This is a genomic window from Pinirhizobacter soli, assembly GCF_015905305.1.
GTDB classification, from domain to species: domain Bacteria; phylum Pseudomonadota; class Gammaproteobacteria; order Xanthomonadales; family Rhodanobacteraceae; genus Pinirhizobacter; species Pinirhizobacter soli.
Map to the genome: position 1 here is coordinate 407,285 of NZ_JADZLQ010000002.1, position 21,088 is coordinate 428,372.

At 62.6% G+C, this 21,088-nt stretch carries 23 protein-coding genes and 1 tRNA gene; 10 read left to right on the plus strand and 14 right to left on the minus strand.

The window, feature by feature from the left end; translation table 11 throughout:
• Nucleotides 1–107: 107 nt before the first annotated feature.
• Nucleotides 108–356, plus strand: coding sequence for a DUF2188 domain-containing protein (locus NDK18_RS11685; protein WP_250627874.1), 249 nt, complete (start codon nt 108–110; stop codon nt 354–356).
• A gap of 19 nt (nt 357–375) precedes the next feature.
• Here NDK18_RS11685 and NDK18_RS11690 read toward each other — a convergent pair whose 3' ends face one another.
• The gene (locus tag NDK18_RS11690; RefSeq protein ID WP_250627875.1) at nt 376–1,446 is read right to left on the minus strand and encodes an NAD(P)H-dependent flavin oxidoreductase; all 1,071 of its coding nucleotides are present in this window, start codon (nt 1,444–1,446) and stop codon (nt 376–378) included.
• A gap of 38 nt (nt 1,447–1,484) precedes the next feature.
• The gene (locus NDK18_RS11695) at nt 1,485–2,327 is read right to left on the minus strand and encodes a methyltransferase (RefSeq protein WP_250627876.1); all 843 of its coding nucleotides are present in this window, start codon (nt 2,325–2,327) and stop codon (nt 1,485–1,487) included.
• 207 nt (nt 2,328–2,534) lie between these two features.
• On the opposite strand from NDK18_RS11695, the gene NDK18_RS11700 reads away from it, so the two are divergent.
• Complete coding sequence (locus NDK18_RS11700) at nt 2,535–3,674, plus strand: alpha/beta fold hydrolase (protein WP_250627877.1); 1,140 nt, start codon at nt 2,535–2,537, stop codon at nt 3,672–3,674.
• Between the two features lie 84 nt (nt 3,675–3,758).
• Nucleotides 3,759–5,357, plus strand: a complete 1,599-nt coding sequence (locus tag NDK18_RS11705) for a carboxylesterase/lipase family protein (RefSeq protein ID WP_250627878.1) — start codon at nt 3,759–3,761, stop codon at nt 5,355–5,357.
• A 6-nt stretch (nt 5,358–5,363) separates the two neighbouring features.
• Here the strand turns inward: NDK18_RS11705 and NDK18_RS11710 are convergent, their stop codons facing one another.
• Both NDK18_RS11710 and NDK18_RS11715 read right to left on the minus strand, forming a co-directional pair.
• On the minus strand, nt 5,364–6,563 hold the full coding sequence (locus tag NDK18_RS11710; RefSeq protein WP_250627879.1) for an alpha/beta hydrolase-fold protein: 1,200 nt from the start codon (nt 6,561–6,563) through the stop codon (nt 5,364–5,366).
• Between the two features lie 35 nt (nt 6,564–6,598).
• Nucleotides 6,599–7,528, minus strand: a complete 930-nt coding sequence (locus NDK18_RS11715) for a LysR family transcriptional regulator (RefSeq protein ID WP_250627880.1) — start codon at nt 7,526–7,528, stop codon at nt 6,599–6,601.
• 17 nt (nt 7,529–7,545) lie between these two features.
• Here NDK18_RS11715 and NDK18_RS11720 point away from each other — a divergent pair, with 17 nt between their 5' ends.
• From NDK18_RS11720 to NDK18_RS11730, 3 genes are all read left to right on the plus strand, one after another.
• Nucleotides 7,546–8,502, plus strand: coding sequence for an NmrA family NAD(P)-binding protein (locus NDK18_RS11720; protein ID WP_250627881.1), 957 nt, complete (start codon nt 7,546–7,548; stop codon nt 8,500–8,502).
• A 115-nt stretch (nt 8,503–8,617) separates the two neighbouring features.
• Entirely contained in the window at nt 8,618–9,439 is an 822-nt protein-coding gene (locus NDK18_RS11725; protein ID WP_250627882.1) for an alpha/beta fold hydrolase, read from the plus strand.
• A gap of 48 nt (nt 9,440–9,487) precedes the next feature.
• The gene (locus NDK18_RS11730) at nt 9,488–9,829 is read left to right on the plus strand and encodes a hypothetical protein (RefSeq protein ID WP_250627883.1); all 342 of its coding nucleotides are present in this window, start codon (nt 9,488–9,490) and stop codon (nt 9,827–9,829) included.
• A 41-nt stretch (nt 9,830–9,870) separates the two neighbouring features.
• Here the strand turns inward: NDK18_RS11730 and NDK18_RS19345 are convergent, their stop codons facing one another.
• On the minus strand, nt 9,871–11,028 hold the full coding sequence (locus NDK18_RS19345; protein ID WP_284692131.1) for a pilin: 1,158 nt from the start codon (nt 11,026–11,028) through the stop codon (nt 9,871–9,873).
• A 401-nt stretch (nt 11,029–11,429) separates the two neighbouring features.
• Here NDK18_RS19345 and NDK18_RS11745 point away from each other — a divergent pair, with 401 nt between their 5' ends.
• Nucleotides 11,430–12,134, plus strand: coding sequence for a hypothetical protein (locus tag NDK18_RS11745; RefSeq protein ID WP_250627884.1), 705 nt, complete (start codon nt 11,430–11,432; stop codon nt 12,132–12,134).
• A gap of 70 nt (nt 12,135–12,204) precedes the next feature.
• Here NDK18_RS11745 and NDK18_RS11750 read toward each other — a convergent pair whose 3' ends face one another.
• Nucleotides 12,205–12,801 carry a hypothetical protein gene (locus NDK18_RS11750; RefSeq protein WP_250623719.1) on the minus strand — a complete coding sequence of 199 codons (597 nt, stop codon included), beginning with the start codon at nt 12,799–12,801 and terminating at the stop codon, nt 12,205–12,207.
• A gap of 253 nt (nt 12,802–13,054) precedes the next feature.
• On the opposite strand from NDK18_RS11750, the gene NDK18_RS11755 reads away from it, so the two are divergent.
• On the plus strand, nt 13,055–13,198 hold the full coding sequence (locus tag NDK18_RS11755; protein WP_250623720.1) for a hypothetical protein: 144 nt from the start codon (nt 13,055–13,057) through the stop codon (nt 13,196–13,198).
• A 17-nt stretch (nt 13,199–13,215) separates the two neighbouring features.
• Here NDK18_RS11755 and NDK18_RS11760 read toward each other — a convergent pair whose 3' ends face one another.
• From NDK18_RS11760 to NDK18_RS11775, 4 genes are all read right to left on the minus strand, one after another.
• Nucleotides 13,216–13,758 carry a glyoxalase superfamily protein gene (locus NDK18_RS11760; protein WP_250627885.1) on the minus strand — a complete coding sequence of 181 codons (543 nt, stop codon included), beginning with the start codon at nt 13,756–13,758 and terminating at the stop codon, nt 13,216–13,218.
• Between the two features lie 232 nt (nt 13,759–13,990).
• Complete coding sequence (locus NDK18_RS11765) at nt 13,991–15,385, minus strand: tetratricopeptide repeat protein (protein WP_250627886.1); 1,395 nt, start codon at nt 15,383–15,385, stop codon at nt 13,991–13,993.
• A 237-nt stretch (nt 15,386–15,622) separates the two neighbouring features.
• Nucleotides 15,623–16,099 carry a hypothetical protein gene (locus NDK18_RS11770; RefSeq protein ID WP_250627887.1) on the minus strand — a complete coding sequence of 159 codons (477 nt, stop codon included), beginning with the start codon at nt 16,097–16,099 and terminating at the stop codon, nt 15,623–15,625.
• Between the two features lie 62 nt (nt 16,100–16,161).
• Nucleotides 16,162–16,467 carry a helix-turn-helix domain-containing protein gene (locus NDK18_RS11775; RefSeq protein WP_250623723.1) on the minus strand — a complete coding sequence of 102 codons (306 nt, stop codon included), beginning with the start codon at nt 16,465–16,467 and terminating at the stop codon, nt 16,162–16,164.
• Nucleotides 16,468–16,669: 202 nt separating this feature from the next.
• On the opposite strand from NDK18_RS11775, the gene NDK18_RS11780 reads away from it, so the two are divergent.
• Both NDK18_RS11780 and NDK18_RS11785 read left to right on the plus strand, forming a co-directional pair.
• On the plus strand, nt 16,670–17,578 hold the full coding sequence (locus NDK18_RS11780) for a hypothetical protein (RefSeq protein ID WP_250627888.1): 909 nt from the start codon (nt 16,670–16,672) through the stop codon (nt 17,576–17,578).
• A gap of 95 nt (nt 17,579–17,673) precedes the next feature.
• Nucleotides 17,674–19,095 (plus strand): sugar porter family MFS transporter, encoded by a 1,422-nt coding sequence (locus NDK18_RS11785; protein WP_250627889.1) that lies wholly within the window; start codon nt 17,674–17,676, stop codon nt 19,093–19,095.
• Between the two features lie 7 nt (nt 19,096–19,102).
• Here the strand turns inward: NDK18_RS11785 and NDK18_RS11790 are convergent, their stop codons facing one another.
• From NDK18_RS11790 to tpiA, 4 genes are all read right to left on the minus strand, one after another.
• Nucleotides 19,103–19,474, minus strand: coding sequence for a YciI family protein (locus NDK18_RS11790; RefSeq protein ID WP_250623726.1), 372 nt, complete (start codon nt 19,472–19,474; stop codon nt 19,103–19,105).
• 256 nt (nt 19,475–19,730) lie between these two features.
• Nucleotides 19,731–19,815, minus strand: a tRNA-Leu gene (locus NDK18_RS11795).
• 21 nt (nt 19,816–19,836) lie between these two features.
• Nucleotides 19,837–20,271, minus strand: coding sequence for a preprotein translocase subunit SecG (gene secG, locus NDK18_RS11800; RefSeq protein WP_250623727.1), 435 nt, complete (start codon nt 20,269–20,271; stop codon nt 19,837–19,839).
• A 21-nt stretch (nt 20,272–20,292) separates the two neighbouring features.
• A complete protein-coding gene (tpiA, locus tag NDK18_RS11805; protein ID WP_250623728.1) occupies nt 20,293–21,042 on the minus strand; it encodes a triose-phosphate isomerase in 750 nt (249 codons plus the stop codon).
• Between the last annotated feature and the right edge of the window lie 46 nt (nt 21,043–21,088).

Below are 21,088 nucleotides of genomic sequence, written 5' to 3' on the forward strand. Positions count from 1 at the left end.
ACGTGATGACCGATGTTCATGCACATGATGCCGATGCTCACGCAGATCCGGCGCCAGCAAACACATCAAGGCATTACGGTGTATCAACATCGCAAATAGTTGCACCGATGGTCATCTACGAAATTCCCTTCGAACCGGCGGATTCCGCCGACTGGCACGTGGACATATCCACGGACGGCCGCAGGAACTTCGACTCCCGCCAGGCTGCCCTTGCCTTTGCCCGCGAGTCGGCAAAGGCTCGCGAAGTGAAATCCGGCGTTACCGCCTGCATCTGCATCCAGGGTGGTGACGGGCGCTGGCGCAGCTTCGATCCACAATTGGACCCTATCGTGCCCGGCGCGGATATCCTTGGCTGACGTTGGAACCGCGGCGCCCCTAAGCGGCGGCCAGCTCCACCTCAAGCGCACTCATCAACGCAGCCGTCGACATGGCCCGGGCCAAGGGCGCACCCTGCCCAGCCCATTGCGCGCCATATCCGCCCTCCCCGGCCGCGCGCGCCAACGCATGCAGCGCCTTGCCCGCATCGTATGTCCTGGGATAGTCGGGAATATCCGCGTCCGGAACACCCGCGCCCAGCGCGGTGAACCGATTGGCCAGGCAGCGTGCCGGCCGGCCGGAAACGGCACGCGTCATCACCGTGTGATGCGCGGCATCGCCCAGAAGGCTCTCCCGGTAGGCGGCATCAGCCAGCGATTCATCGCAAGCGACGAAGGCCGTGCCCAGTTGCGCGGCCACCGCACCGAGCTCCAATGCAGCCTTGATCCCCGCACCGTCCATGATGCCGCCTGAAGCAACCACGGGTTTGTCCAGACGCCGCACCAGCGTGCGCACCAGGGCCATCATCCCCAGTTCGTCGTCCACCGCATCGGGATCGAACATGCCCCGATGGCCGCCGGCCTCGTAACCCTGCGCGACGATCACGTCGATGGGCGTCTCGGCAATGCTTCGTGCCTCGGCAAGGCTGGTGGCCGAGGCCATCAACACGATGCCGGCCTCGTGCAGCGCCTTCAGCTTGCCCTCATCGGGAATACCAAAATGAAAGCTCACCACGGCAGGCTTCGTCTCCAGCAGCATGGCAAGCATGTCGTCATCCACCTGGAAGCTGCGGTAGATCTCGGCCAGCCGTGCGGGCGGGTTGCCACCGAAACGCGCGAACTCAGGTTCAAGGTGCTTAAGCCACGCCGCTTCCACATCGGCCCGCTCGCGCGCCGGCTGGTGGACGAACAGGTTGACGTTGAGGGCACGGCCGGATCGTTGGACGAAGTCGTCGATGGCAGCGCGGGCCGTCCGGGCTGTCATCGCACCGACGCCGAGCGAACCGAGCCCACCGGCTTCGGCCACGGCCGCGGCCATGGCTGGCGTGGAGACGCCGGCCATCGGCGCCTGGATGATCGGCAGGCGCATGCCAAGCCGTTCGAGGATCAGGGAAGGCAGGAAGGCGAGCATCCCCCATGGTGCTACAAAAGTGGCCGCATACCCAAGCGCTAGCGCCGGTGGAACACGCAAACGCCGTTCTCGCCTGGTCCATCCCTGGACTCCAGCCATGGCTCTGCACCGACGCGCGATGTGCACGGGCCGAAGGTGACAATGCGCAGCGGTCGGTCCCTGGCTTCATCAGCCAGACGGGCAAGTGCCTCGTCCATGACCGCGCCCTTGAAGGGTGTGTAGAGGTAGAACACCGTGCCTGCGGAAAGATCAGCCGCGCGGGCGTCGCCGTGCACGAACGATACGCCGTGCAGGTTTAGTGCCTGGGCCGTTTCGCGCGCCCGCTCCATAAGCTGCGCCTGCACCTCGATGCCGATGGTGCGAATGCCGGTAAGGATGTTCACCAGCATCGGCACGTGGCCCAGGCCCGAGCCAAGATCCACCAGCGTGTCGCCCGGCCCCGAAGCCAGTTTGTCGATCATCGCCACCACGTGCCGGACCGGCGTGGGCTGGTAGAACACCATGTCCTGGCCCGGTGCCGTACCGCTGTCGTGGACGTTGGCGAAGTCGAACATGCCGGCCACCAGCGCATCGGCATGGTCGTAGCTATCGGAGGGCGCGCCAGCACCGCCAAGCTTGTCAAACCATGCGCGCAGGCAAGCTGCGCCTTCACCACGGATAACCGCGTTGCGAATATCGGCACAGACGCGCGCGTTGGCATCTTCGAGCGCATCCAACAGGCTGCGCGCCCGGACATGCAGGCGTTCGGGATTATTTTCGCCATCGGGCGAATCAGGCATCAATAGTTCATCGAGCCGATCGATCATGTCCACGCGATCGGCAAACCGATGGTCTTCCAGCAGCGTCGAATCAAGCTCAAGTTGTTCAAGCAAGGCAAGCATGGCGTGGCAGGTGCCGGAGGAATCTTCTCGTGCAGGCGGCCAACGATACCCGGTCGACGGCATGCGACACCGTGCCGGAAGTCCGATGGCATGCCGTCCGCGGACAGCGCCCAATGTCCGCGGTCGGCCCAGCCTTGCCTGCGGGCGGCGAAATACGCCATGGCATGCAGGTTGCAGTGGCCCTACCACTCCAAAGGAATTATCCCCATGCCTGGTTTGCTTCGTCCCCTGCCGTTTGTGTTTATCGCGATCATGGCAGCCCTGCCCGCGCTCGCACTGGCCGACCCACCCTTCACCCAGCAGACCGCCCGCGACATCATCGCCGCGTCGCACAAGGTGGTGAGTCCGCACGGCGTGCAGGAACTGAAAACGATCGACGTCAACGGCACCAAGCAGTGGATCTCGGTGCGCGGCAACGATACCCGCAACCCGATCCTGCTGTTCATCCATGGCGGACCGGCATCGCCCGACATGCCGCTGTCCTATACCTTCCAGCAACCGTGGGAAGATTTCTTCACCGTGGTGCAGTGGGACCAGCGCGGCGCGGGCAAGACCTACCGTGCCAACGATCCAAAGGCCATCGAGGCCGGCATGACGGTCGAACAAATGACCAGCGACGCCACGGCCGTGGTGCAGTACCTGCGCAAGACCTACGGCAAGCGCAAGATCTTCGTGATCGGCCATTCCTGGGGCAGCATTCTTGGCCTGAACCTGGCGCACCAGCATCCGGAACTGCTCTACGCCTATATCGGCGTGGGCCAGATGATCGACATGCCCAAGAACGAGGCCGAGGTCTACCGCTTCGCCATGGAGCAGGCCAAGTCGCACCAAAACCAGAAGGCCATCGACGCGCTCAAGGCGCTGGGTACCTACCCCAACCCCTCGCGGCCCGTCACCCTGCAGGAGATCGGCGTGGTTCGCCAGTGGTCGAGCGCGTACGGCGGCCTGACCTTCGGCCGCGATGGATTCAACTACGACGCCGATGCCTGGCAGCTGGCGCCCGAGTACGACGACGAAGACATCAGCGCCATCGGCAAGGGCAGCAAGTTCTCGCTCGACCACCTGCTTCCGCTGCTCATGAACTATCGCTTCGCCAATGGCATGACGTTCGAGTGCCCGGTATTCCTGTTTGAGGGACGGCACGACGAGACGGTGCCGGAGAATATCGCTGCGGACTGGTTCAAGACGGTCAAGGCGCCGGCGAAGGAACTGGTGTGGTTCGAAGATTCCGCGCACATGGTGATGCAGGAGCAATCCGGTCGCTTCCTTGATCACCTGGTGCACGACGCGCGGCCCTATGCGGTCGAGGCCGGCGACGCAGCCCCCGCGGATATCGTGGAGCATTGAGCCAACCATGGTGTGAGCGATGTCCTGCCACAGGAGCCGGCCAGGGGTTACCCTTGGTCGGTCTCCCGAACGCAAGGCACGACGATGGCGAAGGCATGGGTTCCGCTCGGGCTGTTCCTGGTACTGGCTGTCACCGTTACCGATAGCCGGGCTGCAAGCCCTACGGCGGCCACGGCCAGCGGCCAGCTGGCGGGCAAATCTGCCACCGTCGAGGGCGTGGCGCTGGATGAATTCCTCGGCATTCCCTTCGCCGCCCCGCCTGTGGGCGCACTGCGCTGGAAGCCACCGCAACCTGCCCCTGCCTGGCAGGGTGTGCGCCAGGCCCAGGCCTTCGGTGCGCAGTGCATGCAGCTGGGCTTGTACGACGACATGATGTTCCGCTCCAAAGGCATGGCCGAGGACTGCCTGTTCCTCAATGTATGGGCGCCGGCCGCGCACACCGGCGGCAAGCTGCCTGTACTCGTGTACTTCTACGGTGGTGGCTTCAACGCCGGCGACGGCTCAGAGAAGCGCTACGACGGCGCCAGCATGGCCACGCGGGGCATCGTTACCGTTACGGTGAATTACCGTCTGGGCGTGTTCGGGTTCCTGGCCCATCCCGCGCTCACCGCCGAGTCACCCGAGCATGCCTCGGGCAACTACGGCCTGCTGGACCAGACGGCAGCGCTGCAATGGGTCAAGGCCAACATCGCCGCATTCGGCGGCGATCCTGCGCAGGTCACCATCGCCGGCGAATCGGCCGGCTCCATGTCGGTCAGCGGGCACATGGCATCGAAGCTGTCGCGCGGCTTGTTCGCCAGGGCCATCGGCGAGAGCGGTGCCATGTTCGCACCGCTCGCGCCCCCCGACCGTGCCGCAGGCGAAGCCCTGACCGAACTGTTCGCAACCGCCATTGGAAAGCCTTCCATCGCTGAACTTCGCGCCATGTCCGCCAAGGAACTGCTCGAAGCCACACGCATACAAAAGAACTTCCACTTCGGTCCGATCATTGACGGACGATTCCTCACCCAGTCGCCCGAAAAAACATTCCAGACCCACCAGCAGACCGACGTGCCGTTGCTGCTCGGCTCCAATTCGCAGGAAGGCGCCTGCGCGGAGCTGCTGAACGACTCTCCGCCAAGCGCGAAAAACTATCGCCAGTATGTAACGTCACGCTTCGGCGCGAGCGCCGGGAAGGTCCTTGCCCAGTATCCTGCCAACAGCGATGCACAGGCACTGCAGTCGTGCACGGACCTGGCCACGGACCTCCACATCGCCCATTCCACCTGGCGCTGGATGGCATGGCAGCATCGCAACGGCAAGGCGCCGGTGTGGTTCTACTACTACGCGCAACCACGTCCGGCCACGCGCAAGCCTGTACCTGGTCAACGCCCCGATGCGGGTGCGGTGCACAGCGCCGAGATCGAATACGCACTGGGCAATCTCGACGGCAACCTGGTCTACGCATGGACAGATGCCGACCGCACCACCTCGCACGTGATGCAGTCGTATTTCGCCAATTTCATCATTCATGGCGATCCCAACGGCAAGGGCCTGCCCGCGTGGCCGGCAGTGGCCGAACAGGGCGGCGGCCTGCTGCGGCAAACCATCGACGCGCACACGCGCACGGAAGTGGACCCCCACTCGGCACGACACGCCGCGCTGCAATCAGTGATCGAAGAAGAGGCGAAGTCGGAGCAATGAGTGCTTTCAGCGCTTGTCGCGGAACAGCAGCGGCGCGAACTCGTGCAGGTCGCGCCGCCAGGTAAGCCACTCGTGGGCCGTTCCAGGCGACTGGTAAAAGCGGTGAGCAATACCCGCCTTGTCCAATGCCGCGTGGAAATGCAGCGCCGGATCGTGGATGAACGGCTCTTCCTCAGTGCCGATGCCCAGCCACAACAGGTGAAAGCGCTTGGCGAAAGCGGCAGGGTCGGCGAATGCCCCGTAAAAGTCCTTCTTCGTATCGATATCAAGCTGGCCACCGAAGAACTCGATCGGTGCGCTGCTGAAAATACCCAGGTACGAGAAGCGATCAGGATGGCGAAGGGCCAGGGGCACCGCCAGCATGCCGCCCATCGACAACCCGGCCAGCGCACGGTGGTCGCGGTCGGTGAGCGTGCGGAATGAGCTGTCGATCGAAGGGATGAGGTCGCGCGTGACGACATCGCCGAAGGTGTCGGCCAGCTCATGGATAGAGCGATTGCGGGCTTCCGGATCCTTCGGGAGCTTGTTCGTGTCGACGTCCACGCTTCCGGCACGCGTGGCGTAGTCGTTGTCCATCACCAGGATCATCGGTACCGCGCGGCCCTCGGCGATCAGGTTGTCCATGATGAAGTTGGCCCGGCCCTGCCGGCTCCAGCCGGTTTCGTCCTCGCCCGCACCGTGCTGGAGATACAGAACCGGATAACGCGTATTTTTCGTGTCGTAGCCAGGCGGCGTGTAGACCATCGCACGTCGCCACGCTCCCGTGACGGACGAGCGATACCAATGCTCGCGCACCTGGCCGTGCGGCACGTTCCGCGGCAGGTAGTAGTCCACGCCTTTCTCCGGCACTTCGATGCCGCTGGCGTCGTAGAGCGCGCCGAAGAACGCATGGCTGCCCAGGTCGTTGGCCTTCATGCCATCGACCCAGAAGTTGTAATAGTGGAATCCCGGCACGACGGGCGGCGTGGTCAAGGTCCAGGTGCCATCGGCCCCCTTGGCAAGATCCATTTTCGGATGGCCCCACATCTCTACCTGCACGGTACGGGCCGCGGGCGCCACCAGCTGGAATTGCACGCGTGAGTCTGCGGATACGCGGGGGTACTGCGACCCATACACGTTGGTGGGCGCGGGCTTGAAATCGCCGGCATCCTGCGCCGGGCTTGCCCAGGACATAGCCACGCCCAGTACGGCCAAGCCAAGGTGCATGCAGCAGCTACGGAACCGGTTGGAAATCATTGCCGTCAGTCTCCCTGCAGATCGATGGTGTCGCCCTGCCCCACCAGCGCAAGGCAGAAATCGATGAAGGCTCGCACCTTCGCCGGCGGATGCCTTCGCGAAGGATAGAACGCGTGGAGCGGAAATACTTCGCCGGGCCAGTCCGGGAAAAGTTCGACCAGCCGGCCTTCGGCAAGCAGCGGTTGCATGCCAAGCGCCAGCACCTGGGTAATCCCGACACCGGCCAGGCATGCCTCGAGCTTGGCGCCCACATCGGTAAACAATAACGAGAACGGCACGGCCACGGGCAGCACCTTGCCTTTGCGATGGAATTCCCACGGGAAGGGACGCCCCGACGATGCGTCGCGATACTGGATGCAGCGATGCTGCAGCAGATCCTGCGGGCGCTTGGGACATCCATGCCGTTCAAGGTAAGCCGGCGAGGCCACGGTAAGCACGCGCGTGGAAAGAAGCCGGCGCGTCACCAGGTTCGACGACGCCGGCTCGCCGAATCGCACGGCCACGTCGATGCCATCGGCGATCAGGTCACCGACGTCCTCGTGTGTCTGCACTTCAATGTCGAGTTCGGGATACAACGCCAGTAGTTCGCCGATCCGGGGCGCCAGCACGACGCGCGAGAAAAGCCCATCGGCGCGCACCCGCAAATGGCCACGTACCCGACCGGACGCGCCACCAGCGTGTTCGGCAGCCGCCTGGATGCCGGCCAACAGGGGGGCCACCTCTTCATAAAAGCGTTCGCCCTCGGCGGTGGCGCGCACCGCGCGCGTGGTCCGGTGCAGCAGACGCACCCCCACTCGCTGCTCGAGCCTCGCCACCGCGCGGCTGACGCCCGACGAGGTCATGTCCAGCACGACTGCCGCGCGCGCAAAACTGCCGCTTTCCACCACCGCCAGGAATACGCTGGCGCCATTGAGCAGCCGGTTATCGGTTTGCATATTGGTGACTTTTTGTCATGGATATCGTGATCTTGATGATCTTCAGTTCGCCACGGACCCATCGTAACCTGTTGCCCACTCTCCTACGCAAGGCATTCCCCATGTACGCCATCACCGGTATTACTGGCCAAGTCGGCAGCGCCCTGGCCAACCAGCTTCTCAATCGGGGCGCCGCCGTACGCGCCGTCGTGCGCAACGCCGCCAAGGCCCAACCCTGGGCCGCGCGTGGCTGCGAACTGGCCGTGGCCGACATTGCCGACACCGATGCCCTGGCGAAAGCCTTCAGCGGTACCGAAGGCGTGTTCGTGCTGATTCCGCCCAACTTCGACCCGTCACCGGGATTTCCGGATCTCTACCCCGTCATCGCCAGCCTGGTTCGCGCGATCGACATCGCGCGGCCACCGAAGGTGGTGTTGCTGTCCACCATCGGGGCACAGGCGCAAGAATCGAATCTGTTGAGTCAGTTGGGCGTGGTGGAGCACGCATTCAGGCACCTGCCCGTCCCGGTGGCGTTCCTGCGTGCAGCCTGGTTCATGGAAAATGCGGCGTGGGATGTAGCCAGCGCGCGCGATCAAGGCATGCTGCACAGCTTCCTACAGCCGCTGGACAAACCCGTACCCATGGTCGCTACGCGTGATATTGCCCAGGTCGCGGCCGAGTTGTTGCACGACACGTGGGACGGTGTGCGCATCGTCGAGCTGGAAGGGCCACGGCGCGTTTCGCCGAACGACCTGGCCCAGGCATTCGCCAGTGCGACAGGCCGTGAAGTGAAGCCCGCGGTGGTGCCGCGCGACACTTGGGAAGCCACTTTTGCAGAGCAAGGCATGCGCTATCCCACGCCGCGGGCACGCATGATCGACGGCTTCAACGAGGAATGGATCGCCTTCGAAGGTACCGCTACGCAGGTGCGCAAGGGACCAACCTCCGTGCAGGCCGTGATCGACGTGCTGGTTGCCGGCCCAGCCCACGCCTAGCGGGGCGCCCTATCTGGCTGATGGTCGAATTGTCGCGATGGTGAAAGCATGATGTCGTAGCGTGCTGGGGGCCATTGCCGCGGGCATGCCGCGGCGCCTTAAGAGGGACACACTCATGCGCAGCATCACCACCACCGACGGCACCGAGATCTTCTACAAGGACTGGGGCACGGGCCAGCCGATCGTCTTCCACCATGGCTGGCCGCTTTGCGCGGACGACTGGGACGCGCAGATGCTGTTTTTCCTGCACCAGGGCTACCGCGTGATCGCCCACGACCGGCGCGGCCACGGGCGCTCCACGCAGACAGACACCGGCAACGACATGGACACCTATGCGGCCGACGTCGCCGCCCTGGTGAAACATCTGGACCTGCGCGATGCCATCCACGTAGGCCACTCCACCGGTGGTGGCGAGGTTGCCCGCTACGTGGCGAAGCATGGCGCCGGACGGGTAGCCAAGGCGGCGCTGATCGGCGCGGTCCCGCCGGTGATGGTCAAAAGCGAAAGCAACCCCGGCGGCCTTCCGCTGGCGGTGTTCGACGATTTCCGTGCCCAGCTCGCCGCCAATCGCGCCCAGTTCTACAAGGAAGTGCCCTTCCCCTTCTACGGCTACAACCGCGATGGCGCGAAGCCATCGGAAGGCATCATGGGCAACTGGTGGCGCCAGGGCATGATCGGCGGCGCCAAGGCGCACTACGACTGCATCAAGGCATTTTCGGAAACGGATTTTACCGACGACCTGAAAAACATCGACGTGCCGGTGCTTGTGCTGCACGGCGACGACGACCAGATCGTTCCCATCGCCGACTCCGCGCTGTTATCGGCGAAACTCCTCAAGCACGCTACGCTGAAGGTGTACAAGGGCTATCCGCATGGCATGTGCACCACGCACGCGGACGTGATCAACGCCGATTTACTGGCATTCTTCCGTAGCTGAAAAAGTCGGGTCGGCTCCGGCCCATGGCGCGATACCAGGGGGCAGGCGATGCGCTGGAAAAAGACCGACCTCGACCCGGACCTCTGCCGGCACATCTTCAGCGCATCGGCCGGCATGGTGGGCGTGTGCCTGACGGTGATCAGCCTGTTGCGCATCGTGATCACGCTGCGCAACGTGGACACCCTGGCCGACGACTTCGTCGCCTTCGATGCCCTGCTGTTCCTGATCGCCTTCTTTTCGTCCTACTTCGCGCTGCGGGCAAGCACGCGACAACGCATGCTTCGCGTTGAACGCGTAGCTGACGTAACGTTCACCCTGGCTATTTGCGGCATGGTGTTCGTGGCCATCTTCATCACCTATGCCATCGCCACGGTAACGACCAAGACATAAGCCGCCGGGCGCTTAAAGGCCCGGCGGCGGACCATCGTCCGTCAGGACCGGCAGGACAGCGGAAGGTATTTGACCTCCACCGTGTTGTCCGCGTTGCACTTCCAGGTGATCTGGCCGCCGGACGCTGTGGGCGCCAGCTGCAAGTACCTGCCGCGCAGGTGCATGTTCGCAGCCGCCTGGTCGTAGTGGATGAAGATGCGGCCTTGCACCACCTGTATGCCCGAGACATAACGACCGTGGATGTCGGTGGTTTCGGCAATGCCGGCGGCCGTGTTGTCCGCGGGCATGCGGCCGTTGCGGTTGTAGTACTCCGCCACGGCGGCCTTCGCACCATCGGACAGCAACAGGCCTTCAGTCACCTGGGAGCGAATGGTGTAGTCCTGATATGCGGGTATCGCGATGGCCGCCAGGATCGCCGGTAACGGAAAGCACAGCCATAGGCACCAGATCAGACCCTTTGCGGCGCGCGGATAGCTCGAGCCGGTGTGCTTGAAGGCTTCCACCCAGGTGAGCTGGCTTTGCATGTAGAACATCGGGAAGAAGAACAGCGTGATGCCACCGATTTCAGGCGATGCGCCATAACTGGGCAATGCCCGTTTCATCGATGCCGCCATGGCGAAGTAGCCCACGATGTAGACAATGACGCTGGCAAGCATGACCAGAAAGCCAAAAAGAGCCATTCCAGAACCATTCCCGCCTGCCGCGTGGCCTCCGCTGCCCACGATGAAGAAACCGACCACATAAAGCACGATGCTCACGACGAGATACGTCGCGCCGTTGCTGGACGCATCGATCTTCTTCACCCAGTTGGCCTGGATAAACTGCCACACCAACCCGAAGAGATTGAGCGTAACGACGCAAAGCAGCACCACGACGAACCAGTGCATCGCCGGCGGCGATGGCAGTGCACGACGACGATCCGTGGCAGATTGCCGCCCCAGGTCATCGAAACCACTGCGTCCCGAATGGGCCGACATCGGCGGCAAATCCCCACCGAAGGGAGGAGGAGGCGGTGGCGCCGCGGCTGGCCCCAGGTCGATCACCTGGTCCAGCGGCAACCACTCGGCCATGCCCGTGCGCCATGCCAGGGTAGCGCGCGCCACCTTGCCCTCGGCCACCCATTGGCGGAGCAGACCCGGTTCGTAGGGCCCGAATTTCTCGCCGTCGCGCGTGAGCCAGACAGAAACACCGTCATTCATGGGTCGAGCCTCTCGCGCCGGGATGCAGCCGGCTGCCGGCCGCGACCGGCCAGCCCAGGTATTTTTGCTTGCAAGTGAATTCCCCTTTTGCCGACGCTGTCCGTTACGTCACGATGCCGCGCGCCATCCTGAGCATCGCCCCTGGACCCATCATGCCAAGCCCGTGGCCTCGGCGGCAATCGATCGCAATATATTGCGGGTAGGCCAGAAGACCGACCGTCGGAAAAACGCTGGCGCGATGGAGATTTATTTTGTAAGAATGCGCCAGCGCGATGGTCGGGGGGCTCGTCGCGCCCGTGCCGCATGGACATGCCGCACGCCTGAATCAAGCTTCCGGATTCGTAGCAAGCCTTGGCCCCGGGCCACGCGCTTGCGCGCGCGTGGTCCAACCAGGGGGAAATATGCATCGCATCGTAGTGAAGGGAATCGTGCTCGCTTCAGTTGTCGGGCTTTCGGCGTGCGCCACCATCGTCGGCGGCCGTTACCAGCAGGTGTCCATCCAGGCCCCGGCAGGCAGTAGCGCTGTCATCGTCGGCTCCACCTGCAACGTGCACAACGACAAGGGCAGCGTAAACGTGACCGCACCGGGCAATGCCCTGGTCCACCGCTCATCGGAGCCGCTGAACGTGCATTGCGTGCGCAATGGCCAGGAAGTGGCATCGGGAGTCTACTCAGCGCACCTGCGAGGGATGTTCTGGGGCAACATCATCTTCGGCGGCGCGATCGGCATGATCGTGGACCTGAGCGACAGCGCTGCGCGTCACTATCCGAAAGAGCTCACGCTCAACCAGGTGCAGTCTTCGATGGGCTCGATGTCAGTGGTCGGTGGTGCACCGGGGATGATGGCTGCGGCGACACCAGGCAGCTCCGATGCCGGCACGAGCGATGTCGCGCCGCAGGCGGGTGGACCGGCAAGCCTCGATCCGCGCGTGAGCGTGCCAATGTTCCGTGCCGCCCAGGACGTGGCCTCTGTCGCGCAATGCGACCGCCTGGTCCGCGTCGAGCAGATCGACGGCGATCACGGTTCGTTCTTCAGCCAGTGTCCCGCCGGTCGCAAAGTACTGCACATCGAGTGCACCGCCAGCCACTGCGAACCGCAGGGCTGATTCGCCGGTTTCGCCGGCCAAATGTCGGCGCATGGAGGCCCGGGTGTACCCGGGCCTCTTTCTTTGGCGCCTAGTTGGCCGCCGTCCGTTGCATCTTTCCCTGCGCTTGAAGGTCGTGTACGAAATTCAGCACCGCGTCCTCCACCGCTTGCATGAACGCCATGTCCGGCGACATGTAGGGACCGGGAACAGGCGGCGCGGCATTGCCGATCGAGGTAAGAATGCCGTCGTGCAAAGTCGCCTGGTACCGGGTGACACCGGCGACCTTGTAGGTCATGTTGAATTCGTAGAGGTCATTGATCACCGAGCCCGCGGCGCCGAAGGTCAGGCCAGTGCCGAAGCCCTTCGCCCGCGCAGCACCGAGGTCGGCGACGTTGTTCACCGCCACCGTCAGCGTGGCATCACTCGATGCGCCGGGAACGAAAGCTCCCGTGCCGCGCAGCACGCGCTCCACTGACGTCTTCACCATGGCATCGACCGAAGGCTTCGGCGTGCCGTTAACGGCAAAGGACGCATCCACACTTACAGGCACCGGCGCATCGGCGTGCTGGATCGACTGGTAGGTGGCATGCCGGTATTGCGGATCGGCGACCGATTTCATGCTCAGGCAGCCACACAGCCCAAACGACACCATGCCGCACAAGGCGGCATTCCATAGCATCTTCATAGATTTTCCCCTGTCCATGACTGGCGGGCGCCGCTGGCGGCGTCCCGGGCAAGACAGTACATCACGCGTGGCAGGGATGGCAGAGGCCACCACCCCGGCCATATGGCCTAGCATGCCAGGCCGCGAGGTTCGACTGATGACTTCCGGGACTTCTCCGGCGCGCATGGGAGAAACCCGGCGCCGTTGCGGGCGCCGGGACCCTGCGGTACTAATGTCGACAGGGAAACGGCCCAGGTCAGGAAAGGAACACGCTGTGTTCGACGACAACGACCTTCCAGGTAGCGACGACGACGGCGGCTGGGCCGATTGGATCGATATCGGCTCAAGTCCCACCACCAGTTGGGTAGTGTTCCTCGTCCTACTAGGCTTACTGGCCTTCCTCTACTTCGCTCACTAGATCAAAACTGGACACGCTCACCCGGCTTCGCTGCGCTCCTGACTGAAGCGGATGCGGTTGCCGAACGGGTCGTAGACTTGCATCACATCGGCCCAGGGATGCGAATCGATACCTGGGCGGCCGTAGTTGTAGTTCTTCTCGCTAAGTTCGCGATGGAAATCGCGCAGGCCACGCATGGGCACATACACATTTGAGCCGGGACTTGCATCGCCGTGATGTTCGGACAAATGCAGGAACATTCCGGCGCGGGAAATACCCATGTATAGCGGCATTCCCGGCTCGAAGCGATGCTCAAAGTCAACGGTGAAACCTAGAAAATCAAGGTAGAACTCGCGCGATTTGGCCTCGTCGAACGTGCGCAGGATGGGAATGGTTCGATTGAAGGCAATGGCTTGCATGGGCGCCCCGTCAAGCCGGGCCGCCGCGACGTTCCAGTTGTCGTGGCCCAACTGCGCGGCTACCAGTTCAAGCGCAATGGCATGGGGAATATCGATCTCGCGCGACGCCAATCCGGAACGCAAGCGCTTGGCCATGGCTTTGGCCTGGTCGATGCTGGTCATGGAAAATCCTCCGATGTCCGGCAGATGAGATGTCGGTGCCCACGTTGCCGACCCATCCGCCGATCGTAAGGATCGAAAGAGAGGTTTACCGCGATGCTTTCACCGTGCCTTTGACAGGATGCGGGCGGCGGGCAGCATCGGCCCTGGGGGAAAGACTACGCCCGATACAGAGCCGATTTCAAGTGAGCCGGACTGAAGGCCTCAAGTCCCGATAGCCTGCAGCAACTGACACCTATGGCGAGCGCATCGCCCGCATTTGTGCCACCGCACCTTGTTGACTGGGATCATTACCGAATCTGGCGACAAAATCGGAGATTGTCTGATCCAACCCGTCACGAGGCTGACCCTTCTGGATGGTCGCTCGGAGTAACCATCCTTGAGGGTCGTCGGGGTGCAGCTGAATCAGGCGATCGGCCATCGACCATCCCTTGTCCCAATCGTGAGCCGAACGAATGTAGAGATTCCCGAGCGTGGACAAGGTCCAGGCATCCGATGGATTTAGACGCAGGGCTTCTTGATAATCGTCGACGGCTCGAACGAAGTTGCCGGTCGACTGATATGCGTAGCCACGCACATCGAAAGCATTTTCATCCTGTGGGGCGATGGCAACGAGCGCATTGCCTTCCTCGATCGCCCATTCGGGCTGGCCCATCGTTGGAAGATCATAGGCACGACCTTCACGCTGGGCCATCTGGTCTGGAGCGAAGCGAAGGACTTCAGAACGATAGATAACAGACAACACCGATAAGTTTTGTTTTTTTGCGCCCCACCCAGCACTCATCAACATGTTGACCGTCGCGCCTTCCGCGAATACCTGCCGATAGATCTTCACCACGTCAGCGGGAGAACAATCGCAGCTCTCAACGTATTCCTCTCCGCCACTCGCCTGCGAAACTAGAAGTTTCATCAACGGATTCTTGTCTGCCTGACGTTGCGCGCTGGCGATGAGCCGCTGCATGTCCTCGATTTCGCCTCCCCATTTGGGTTGGGCCATCCAAACGAGGCGCGCGTAGATACCGTAGTTCGATGGATCCACCGCAAGCCCGCGCTCGGCAGCACTCGATGCGTATGCCTTGTCGCTGCCCAAAGTGGCCGCGGTGATCATCGCGCCGTAGGCAGCAGTAAGCTTCGGCTGAAGCGCGACTGCGCGGTCCAGATCGGCGCGCGCCAGCTCCAACAGTTGTCCCATCGATTGAAACGAGTCATGCGACGTCTTGGAAGCCGAGTTGCTGCCACGTGCCTGCTGCGCCATTTGCACGTAGGCCGTGCCGCTGGCCGCCAAGGCAAAAGGGCTCGTCGGCGACTGCCGCTTCCACGAATCCATAAGGGCCCGGAATTCTTCAGATCCATTCTTGAAATCAAGGTTGTAGGTTCGATCGAGCTTGCCTTGCGCGCCAGGTTGCGACAGTTGCTCGTCCATGACCTTCGACAAGCGTTTGTCCAGTTCTGCCGCGTGCCCGCTCTGTATGAGACGCTGCACGTCTTTCGGGGTTACAGCAGGATCGAATTGATACTGGCAGTAAGCCGCAATCGTGGCTTTGGGCCAATCGAGGGTCGGTGGATCCGGATACTTTAGGCAACGTTGCAACGGATCAGCGACGGCTTCTGCCTGGCGAGCCGCATTCAAGAATTGAGTTAACTGGTTATCACTAATGGGCCGAGAGATGAAAGCGTCCAGAGGCGGAAGTCGTTTGGAATCCGGACTTGGAACCGTATCAACTGGGCGACTGGCCCCAGGCTGCCGAGAGCAAGACAAACAAAAAACAGAAAGAAATGCTGCGGCTACGCATAGGCTACGCGCACGTGGTGTCATGTTTTGAACCCCCATAAATCGTTTAAACCGCAGCACTTCGTATCCGTCCGGCTACCAAGTCAGCGAAGTGAAGACGCGGAAGCGGCGATGGTAATCGTTGGGGATGAGGCCCTGGCTTATCTCAATGGTGTACCCGCATCCGGACGGCATGGTGCCGGTGTAGTGGAAGGCCTGGGACTCATAAAGGCCGGGCGGCGAGCCAAGTTCCTCCCATTTCCCGCTATCCATAAGCAGTTTGGCGTAGCTGCGCCTGAGCGCCGTGATCTGGTTGAGGTCCATCAGGCTGAACCAAAGTGTGCAGTAGCGGTTTGAGCACCGATAGCCATCGATCCCCACGCCCTCGGGCAGCGGTACCGCCTCGGGCCAGCCGTTCGGGTGCCCAACGACCTTGCTGCCGACACTTGTCAGGCGCTGGCTGGCCGGGACATGTGTGTCTGCATCGGGTTTCGCCGATGCGGAGGCTGCCAGCGCGTACAGCACAGTCGCCATCACCAGGGCCAGTCGGCCCCTCCCTTGATATCGATTCATCCGTTTTCCCCTGTAGAAGTCATCCGATGCACGGACCGGCTATTTCGACCGGCTGTCCTTTCTTACTTCGGCCGGGCCGCCCTCTTCCGCCCATCTACCTCCCGGGGCTTCGCATAGGCGGGATCTGCCAGCCGGCGCTCGAATTCCTTGATCAGCGCGGGCAAGGTCGTGCCCGTGGCATGGCACCAATCCCGTACCTGGACCGTATCAAGACGCCGAATGCCGCGCTCAGCTTCACTCGCATAAGTCTGCGTCATACCCAGGGCTTCGACCAGCTCCATCTGGGTCAGCTTTGAGCGCAGTCGTGCATCCCGCAACAGGCCGGCAAAGATCAGGTTCTCGGTTCTGTAGAGCGTCTTTCCAGCCACAACCTTGCCCCGGGGATGCAATGTGGCACAAAACCTATATCCGAGTCCCGTTTAGTTGATCTTCATTTAAATGATTTACGTTTATGCATTAATGTGCCGCCCCACAGTGAGAGCACAAGGCCGGCGCATGTGGGTCCGAGCTAGAAACCGAAGGCGGAACTTAGGCAAGAACCTCGTCCCCCCATGTTGAAAGGAATCAAACATGCCAACCGACACCCTCATCACTCTCAGCGTCGCCGTCGCCGGGCTTATTGCCTTTGCCGTCTTTATGGGACGCTGGGAGAAGGCAATCAAAGCAGGCATGGCTACTGCTGACCACTTCCGGGTGAAGGGGCTTGAAGCGAGCATCGACCGTGCACGCCATGAAGTGCACATCTTCGTGGAAGCGCACGACCGATTTTTCCGCGCGCCCTTGGGCCACCTTGTCGCCGAACACACGGTAGAGACCGTTACGCTGGCTCACGAAAAGCGCCCCAGGAGCCGCTGCAGGATTGCCCTGACCTCGAAGCGACGGAGGCTGTTGGCCACGGGGAGCTATATAGCGTGCCGTGACTGGGCAGAGACGGTGTGGACCGCCGTAGAAACGGGGAAGACCTGGGTGCAGCTTCGGGCCGTCCGCTTGCCCGCTTATTACGCTCAGCACTGGGCCGACTGGGAAGAAGGACAAACCAATGTCCTGACCGACCGCATGAACGTTCCCCTGCCAAACGACAAGGCGCATGCGTTCAAACTATGGCTGGACCACCACAAGCGGGAGCTCTTCCCCGACCCCGCAGTCGCCCGCGCAACATGGGACCAGACATGTGCGGAACTGCTCCGAGCGTGCCAGCAACAGCGCGATCATCACGGAAACGCTGCCGGAGCTTTTGAAACCTGGTCGTTCTCCGCCCAGCCCTCGATCTCCTATCTTGTGATAGAGGCCGATGGTGCAACCTATTGGGCAGCGGGTGATGCACCGATGCTCGAACCGGTTGAGAGGCCCCAATTCAAGGCAGGCGGAGGCAGGCTGGTCGTCGTCTCCGGTGGCGACAACCGATCATTTCCCCTGCCGAAGGACCGCTTGATACATCTGCGTGCGTTGCAGCACAGGAGTGCTTTCCACATCGTTTGAGCTTGCGGAAAGACTACGCTCGCAAGGGGCCGCTTTCTCGGAACCGGGAATTCATCGTATGGTGTCCCGGCTGGCTACCAACCTGAGAGACATGCATGCACGCAGCCACTCCGGCATCAACGGACACGTCCACCGTCGCGCCTACCGGCCTTGTCATCGGCATCGCGGTGATCGCTGCACTGGGCGGCCTGCTGTTCGGTTACGACACCGGCATCATCGGCGTGGCCCTGCTGGGCCTGGGCCGACAGTTCGCGCTGGACGACACCACCAAGCAGCTGGTCACCGGCGCCATCATCTTCGGCGCATTGTTTGGTTGCCTGGCCAGCGGCCCCTTCTCCGACCGGCTGGGACGGCGGCGGATGATCATCTTCATCGGCACGCTGTTCGCCCTGGGCTCCGTGGCATCGGCGCTGGCTCCCAGTGTGGGTTGGCTGATCGCCGCGCGACTATTGCTGGGTTTGTCGGCCGGCAGCGCCACGCAGATCATTCCCGTTTATATCGCCGAGGTTGCGCCCTCGAAGGACCGCGGCAAGATGGTGGTGCTGTTCCAGTTCATGGTGGTGTTCGGCATCACCGTGGCGTATTTCACCGGCTTCGTGCTGGACGAGCACTGGCGGACGATGTTCGGCCTGGGCGTGGTACCCGCCATCGTGCTGCTGGCGGGGATGATCTTCCTGCCCGAGAGCCCGCGGTGGCTCGTGGCCGAGCACCGCAACGACGAGGCGATGAAAATACTCCAGCGCATCCGCGGTTCGGCCGACGCGGCCCGCGCCGAAATCGCCGAAATCCAGACCGTGGCGCAGAAAGAACCCACGGCCCACTGGAAGGACCTGGCCAAGCCTTGGATTCGCCCCGCTATCGTGGTCGGCGCCGGCATTTCGATGTTCTCGCAGATCACCGGCAACAACGCACTGATCTACTACGCCCCCACCATCCTGACCAAGGCGGGATTCTCCGACCGCGCCGCCGTGCTCGGCACCGGCGCAAGCACCGTGCTGCTGGTGGTGATGACTGTCATCGGCAGTGTGCTGGTGGACAGGATAGGCCGTCGCACCTACCTGCTATGGATGATCCCAGGCTCCATCATCGCCCTGGTACTGATGGGATGGCTGTTCCAGGGATCGGGCCCCACCACCGACTTCAGCCGGGGCCTGACGGTGGCCTGCCTGGCCGCGTACATGATGCTCAACTGCGGCAGTTTCGGCGTGTGCATCTGGCTGATCAATGCCGAGGTGTACCCGCTGTTCGTGCGCGGCAAGGGTGCGGGCGTGGGAGCGTTCAGCCATTGGATCTTCGATCTGCTGGTATCGCTCACTACTCTGTCGCTGGTGACCTGGCTGGGCGCCACGCACACCTTCTGGCTGTACGCGGCGATATCCGTGGTAGCCCTGGCCTTCGTCTACTTTCTGGTGCCGGAAACCATGGGCAAGAGCCTGGAGCGCATCGAGCATGAGCTCCGGGAACACCGCTTTTATCCGTATCAGCAACGGGGCTTGCCGGTGGACCATCAGCGCTAGCGGCGTTTCATTCGCCCAGAAAGAAATCGATGGGGATAAGCTCGACGGCCCAGCCGCTTTCTTCGCCCAGCGTGGCGGCGGGATGCATGGATGCGATGCGCAACGCCTCGTCACGGCTGTCCGCCTCGATAATGAACAGGCCGCCCACCACTTCCTTCGACTCGGTGTAGGGCCCATCAGTGACCTGCGTCTTGCCGCCGCGCGGCCGCAGCGTCCGCCAGGTGTCCAGATCGCCAAGCGACGCGGAAACCAGCACCTTGCCGGTAGCGCGCATCTTCTCGTCCAATGCTGGGCATTGGCTCACCAATGCCTTGACGTCATCCGGCGCCATCGCAGCGAATTTTTCCGGGGTGAAGTAGGCCAAGCCGAGGTATTTCATGGGCGATCCTTTTGGATGGGATATTCAGACGACGAAGCTGGTGATCGGAAATCGACATTACCCGGGAAAGTTTTTCGCGGATCTCGCCGGCCTGTCCGCTGCGAATCTGATTTGTTCGAATCTGCCGGAGTAGCGTGCGGACCCAGACAATGGACCGCCGAACGCCATCGGATGAGCGGGCAATAAAAAAAACCCGCCAGATTGGCGGGTTTTTCTTAGTCTTTCTGGTCCGTGTTGGACTTTTCGGACTATATATTGGTGCCCAAGAGGGGACTCGAACCCCTACAGTTTTCACCGCTACCACCTCAAGGTAGTGCGTCTACCAATTCCGCCACCTGGGCTAAACTTTTCGAACCGCTATTTTACTTCTTTGCGGGCTCCTGGGAAGCCGGCGGGACGTCCTTTTGCGCAGGTGCGGCGTTAGGTACGTCGGAGTTGTTGTTGACCGGTGCCGGGTTGACCGGCTTGGGCACGTCGTTCACTGCCTTGGCGGCATTGGTGGACGTGGCCGCTGCCGGCGTGGCGCCGCCCATCAGGCCGAGATCAGCCGTGGGTAGGGGCGCAGTGCCGCGACCGAGGTAGATACCCATGCCGAGGCTAAGCAGGAAGAACAGGGTAGCCAGCACACCCGTGGCGCGGGTCATGAAGCTGGCCGAGCCGCGCGCACCGAACACGGTGGACGAGGCGCCGCCGCCGAAGCCGGAACCGGCATCCGCACCGGCACCACGCTGCAGCAGGATCAGGACGATCATGGCCGCGGCAATCAGGATGTAGAAGACGCTGAAGATAATGAACATAGTTGCTCTTGCCGGTCGCGCTTAGCGCGCCGCGGCGCAAATCGCCAGGAAGTCGGAGGCGGCCAGGGAAGCACCGCCGATCAGCCCACCGTCCACGTCCGGCTGCGCGAACAACTCGGCCGCATTGGCCGGTTTGACGCTGCCACCGTATAGGACCCGGGTGAGACCGGCGATATTAGCATCCTCACGCGCCAGTTGGCTACGGATGAATGCATGTACTTCCTGGGCCTGGGCGGGGGTGGCTACCTTGCCGGTGCCGATGGCCCAGACCGGCTCGTAGGCCAGCACGGCGTTTTCGAAGGTGGCGATGCCGTTGGCCCGGATCACCGCGTGGATCTGCTCGCCGATCACTTCCTCCACCCGGCCCGCCTCGCGTTCGGCCAGGGTCTCGCCGACGCAGAGAATGGGGGTAAGGCCCGATTTCTGCGCCGAGTCAAACTTGCGCGCCAGCATGTCGTTGGTTTCGGCGTGATATTCCCGGCGCTCGGAATGCCCCACCAGCACCCAACGGGCGCCCACGTCATGGAGCATGTCGGCCGAGACATCGCCGGTGAAGGCGCCGCTGCCGTCGCGCTCGGCCAGGTCCTGGGCGCCGACCATCAGGGCTGAGCCCTCGCACAGCCGCACCACCTCGCTGATATACACGCTGGGTGGGCACAGGATGATCTCCGGGCCGCCGGGACTGGCCGCGAGGATCTGGCCGACCAGTTCCCGGGCCATGGCGCGCGAACCGTGCATCTTCCAGTTTCCGGCAACGACTTTCCTGCGCATGGCCAGCATCCTGCGGGTTCAAAGGGGCCGAGGATAGCCTTAGGTC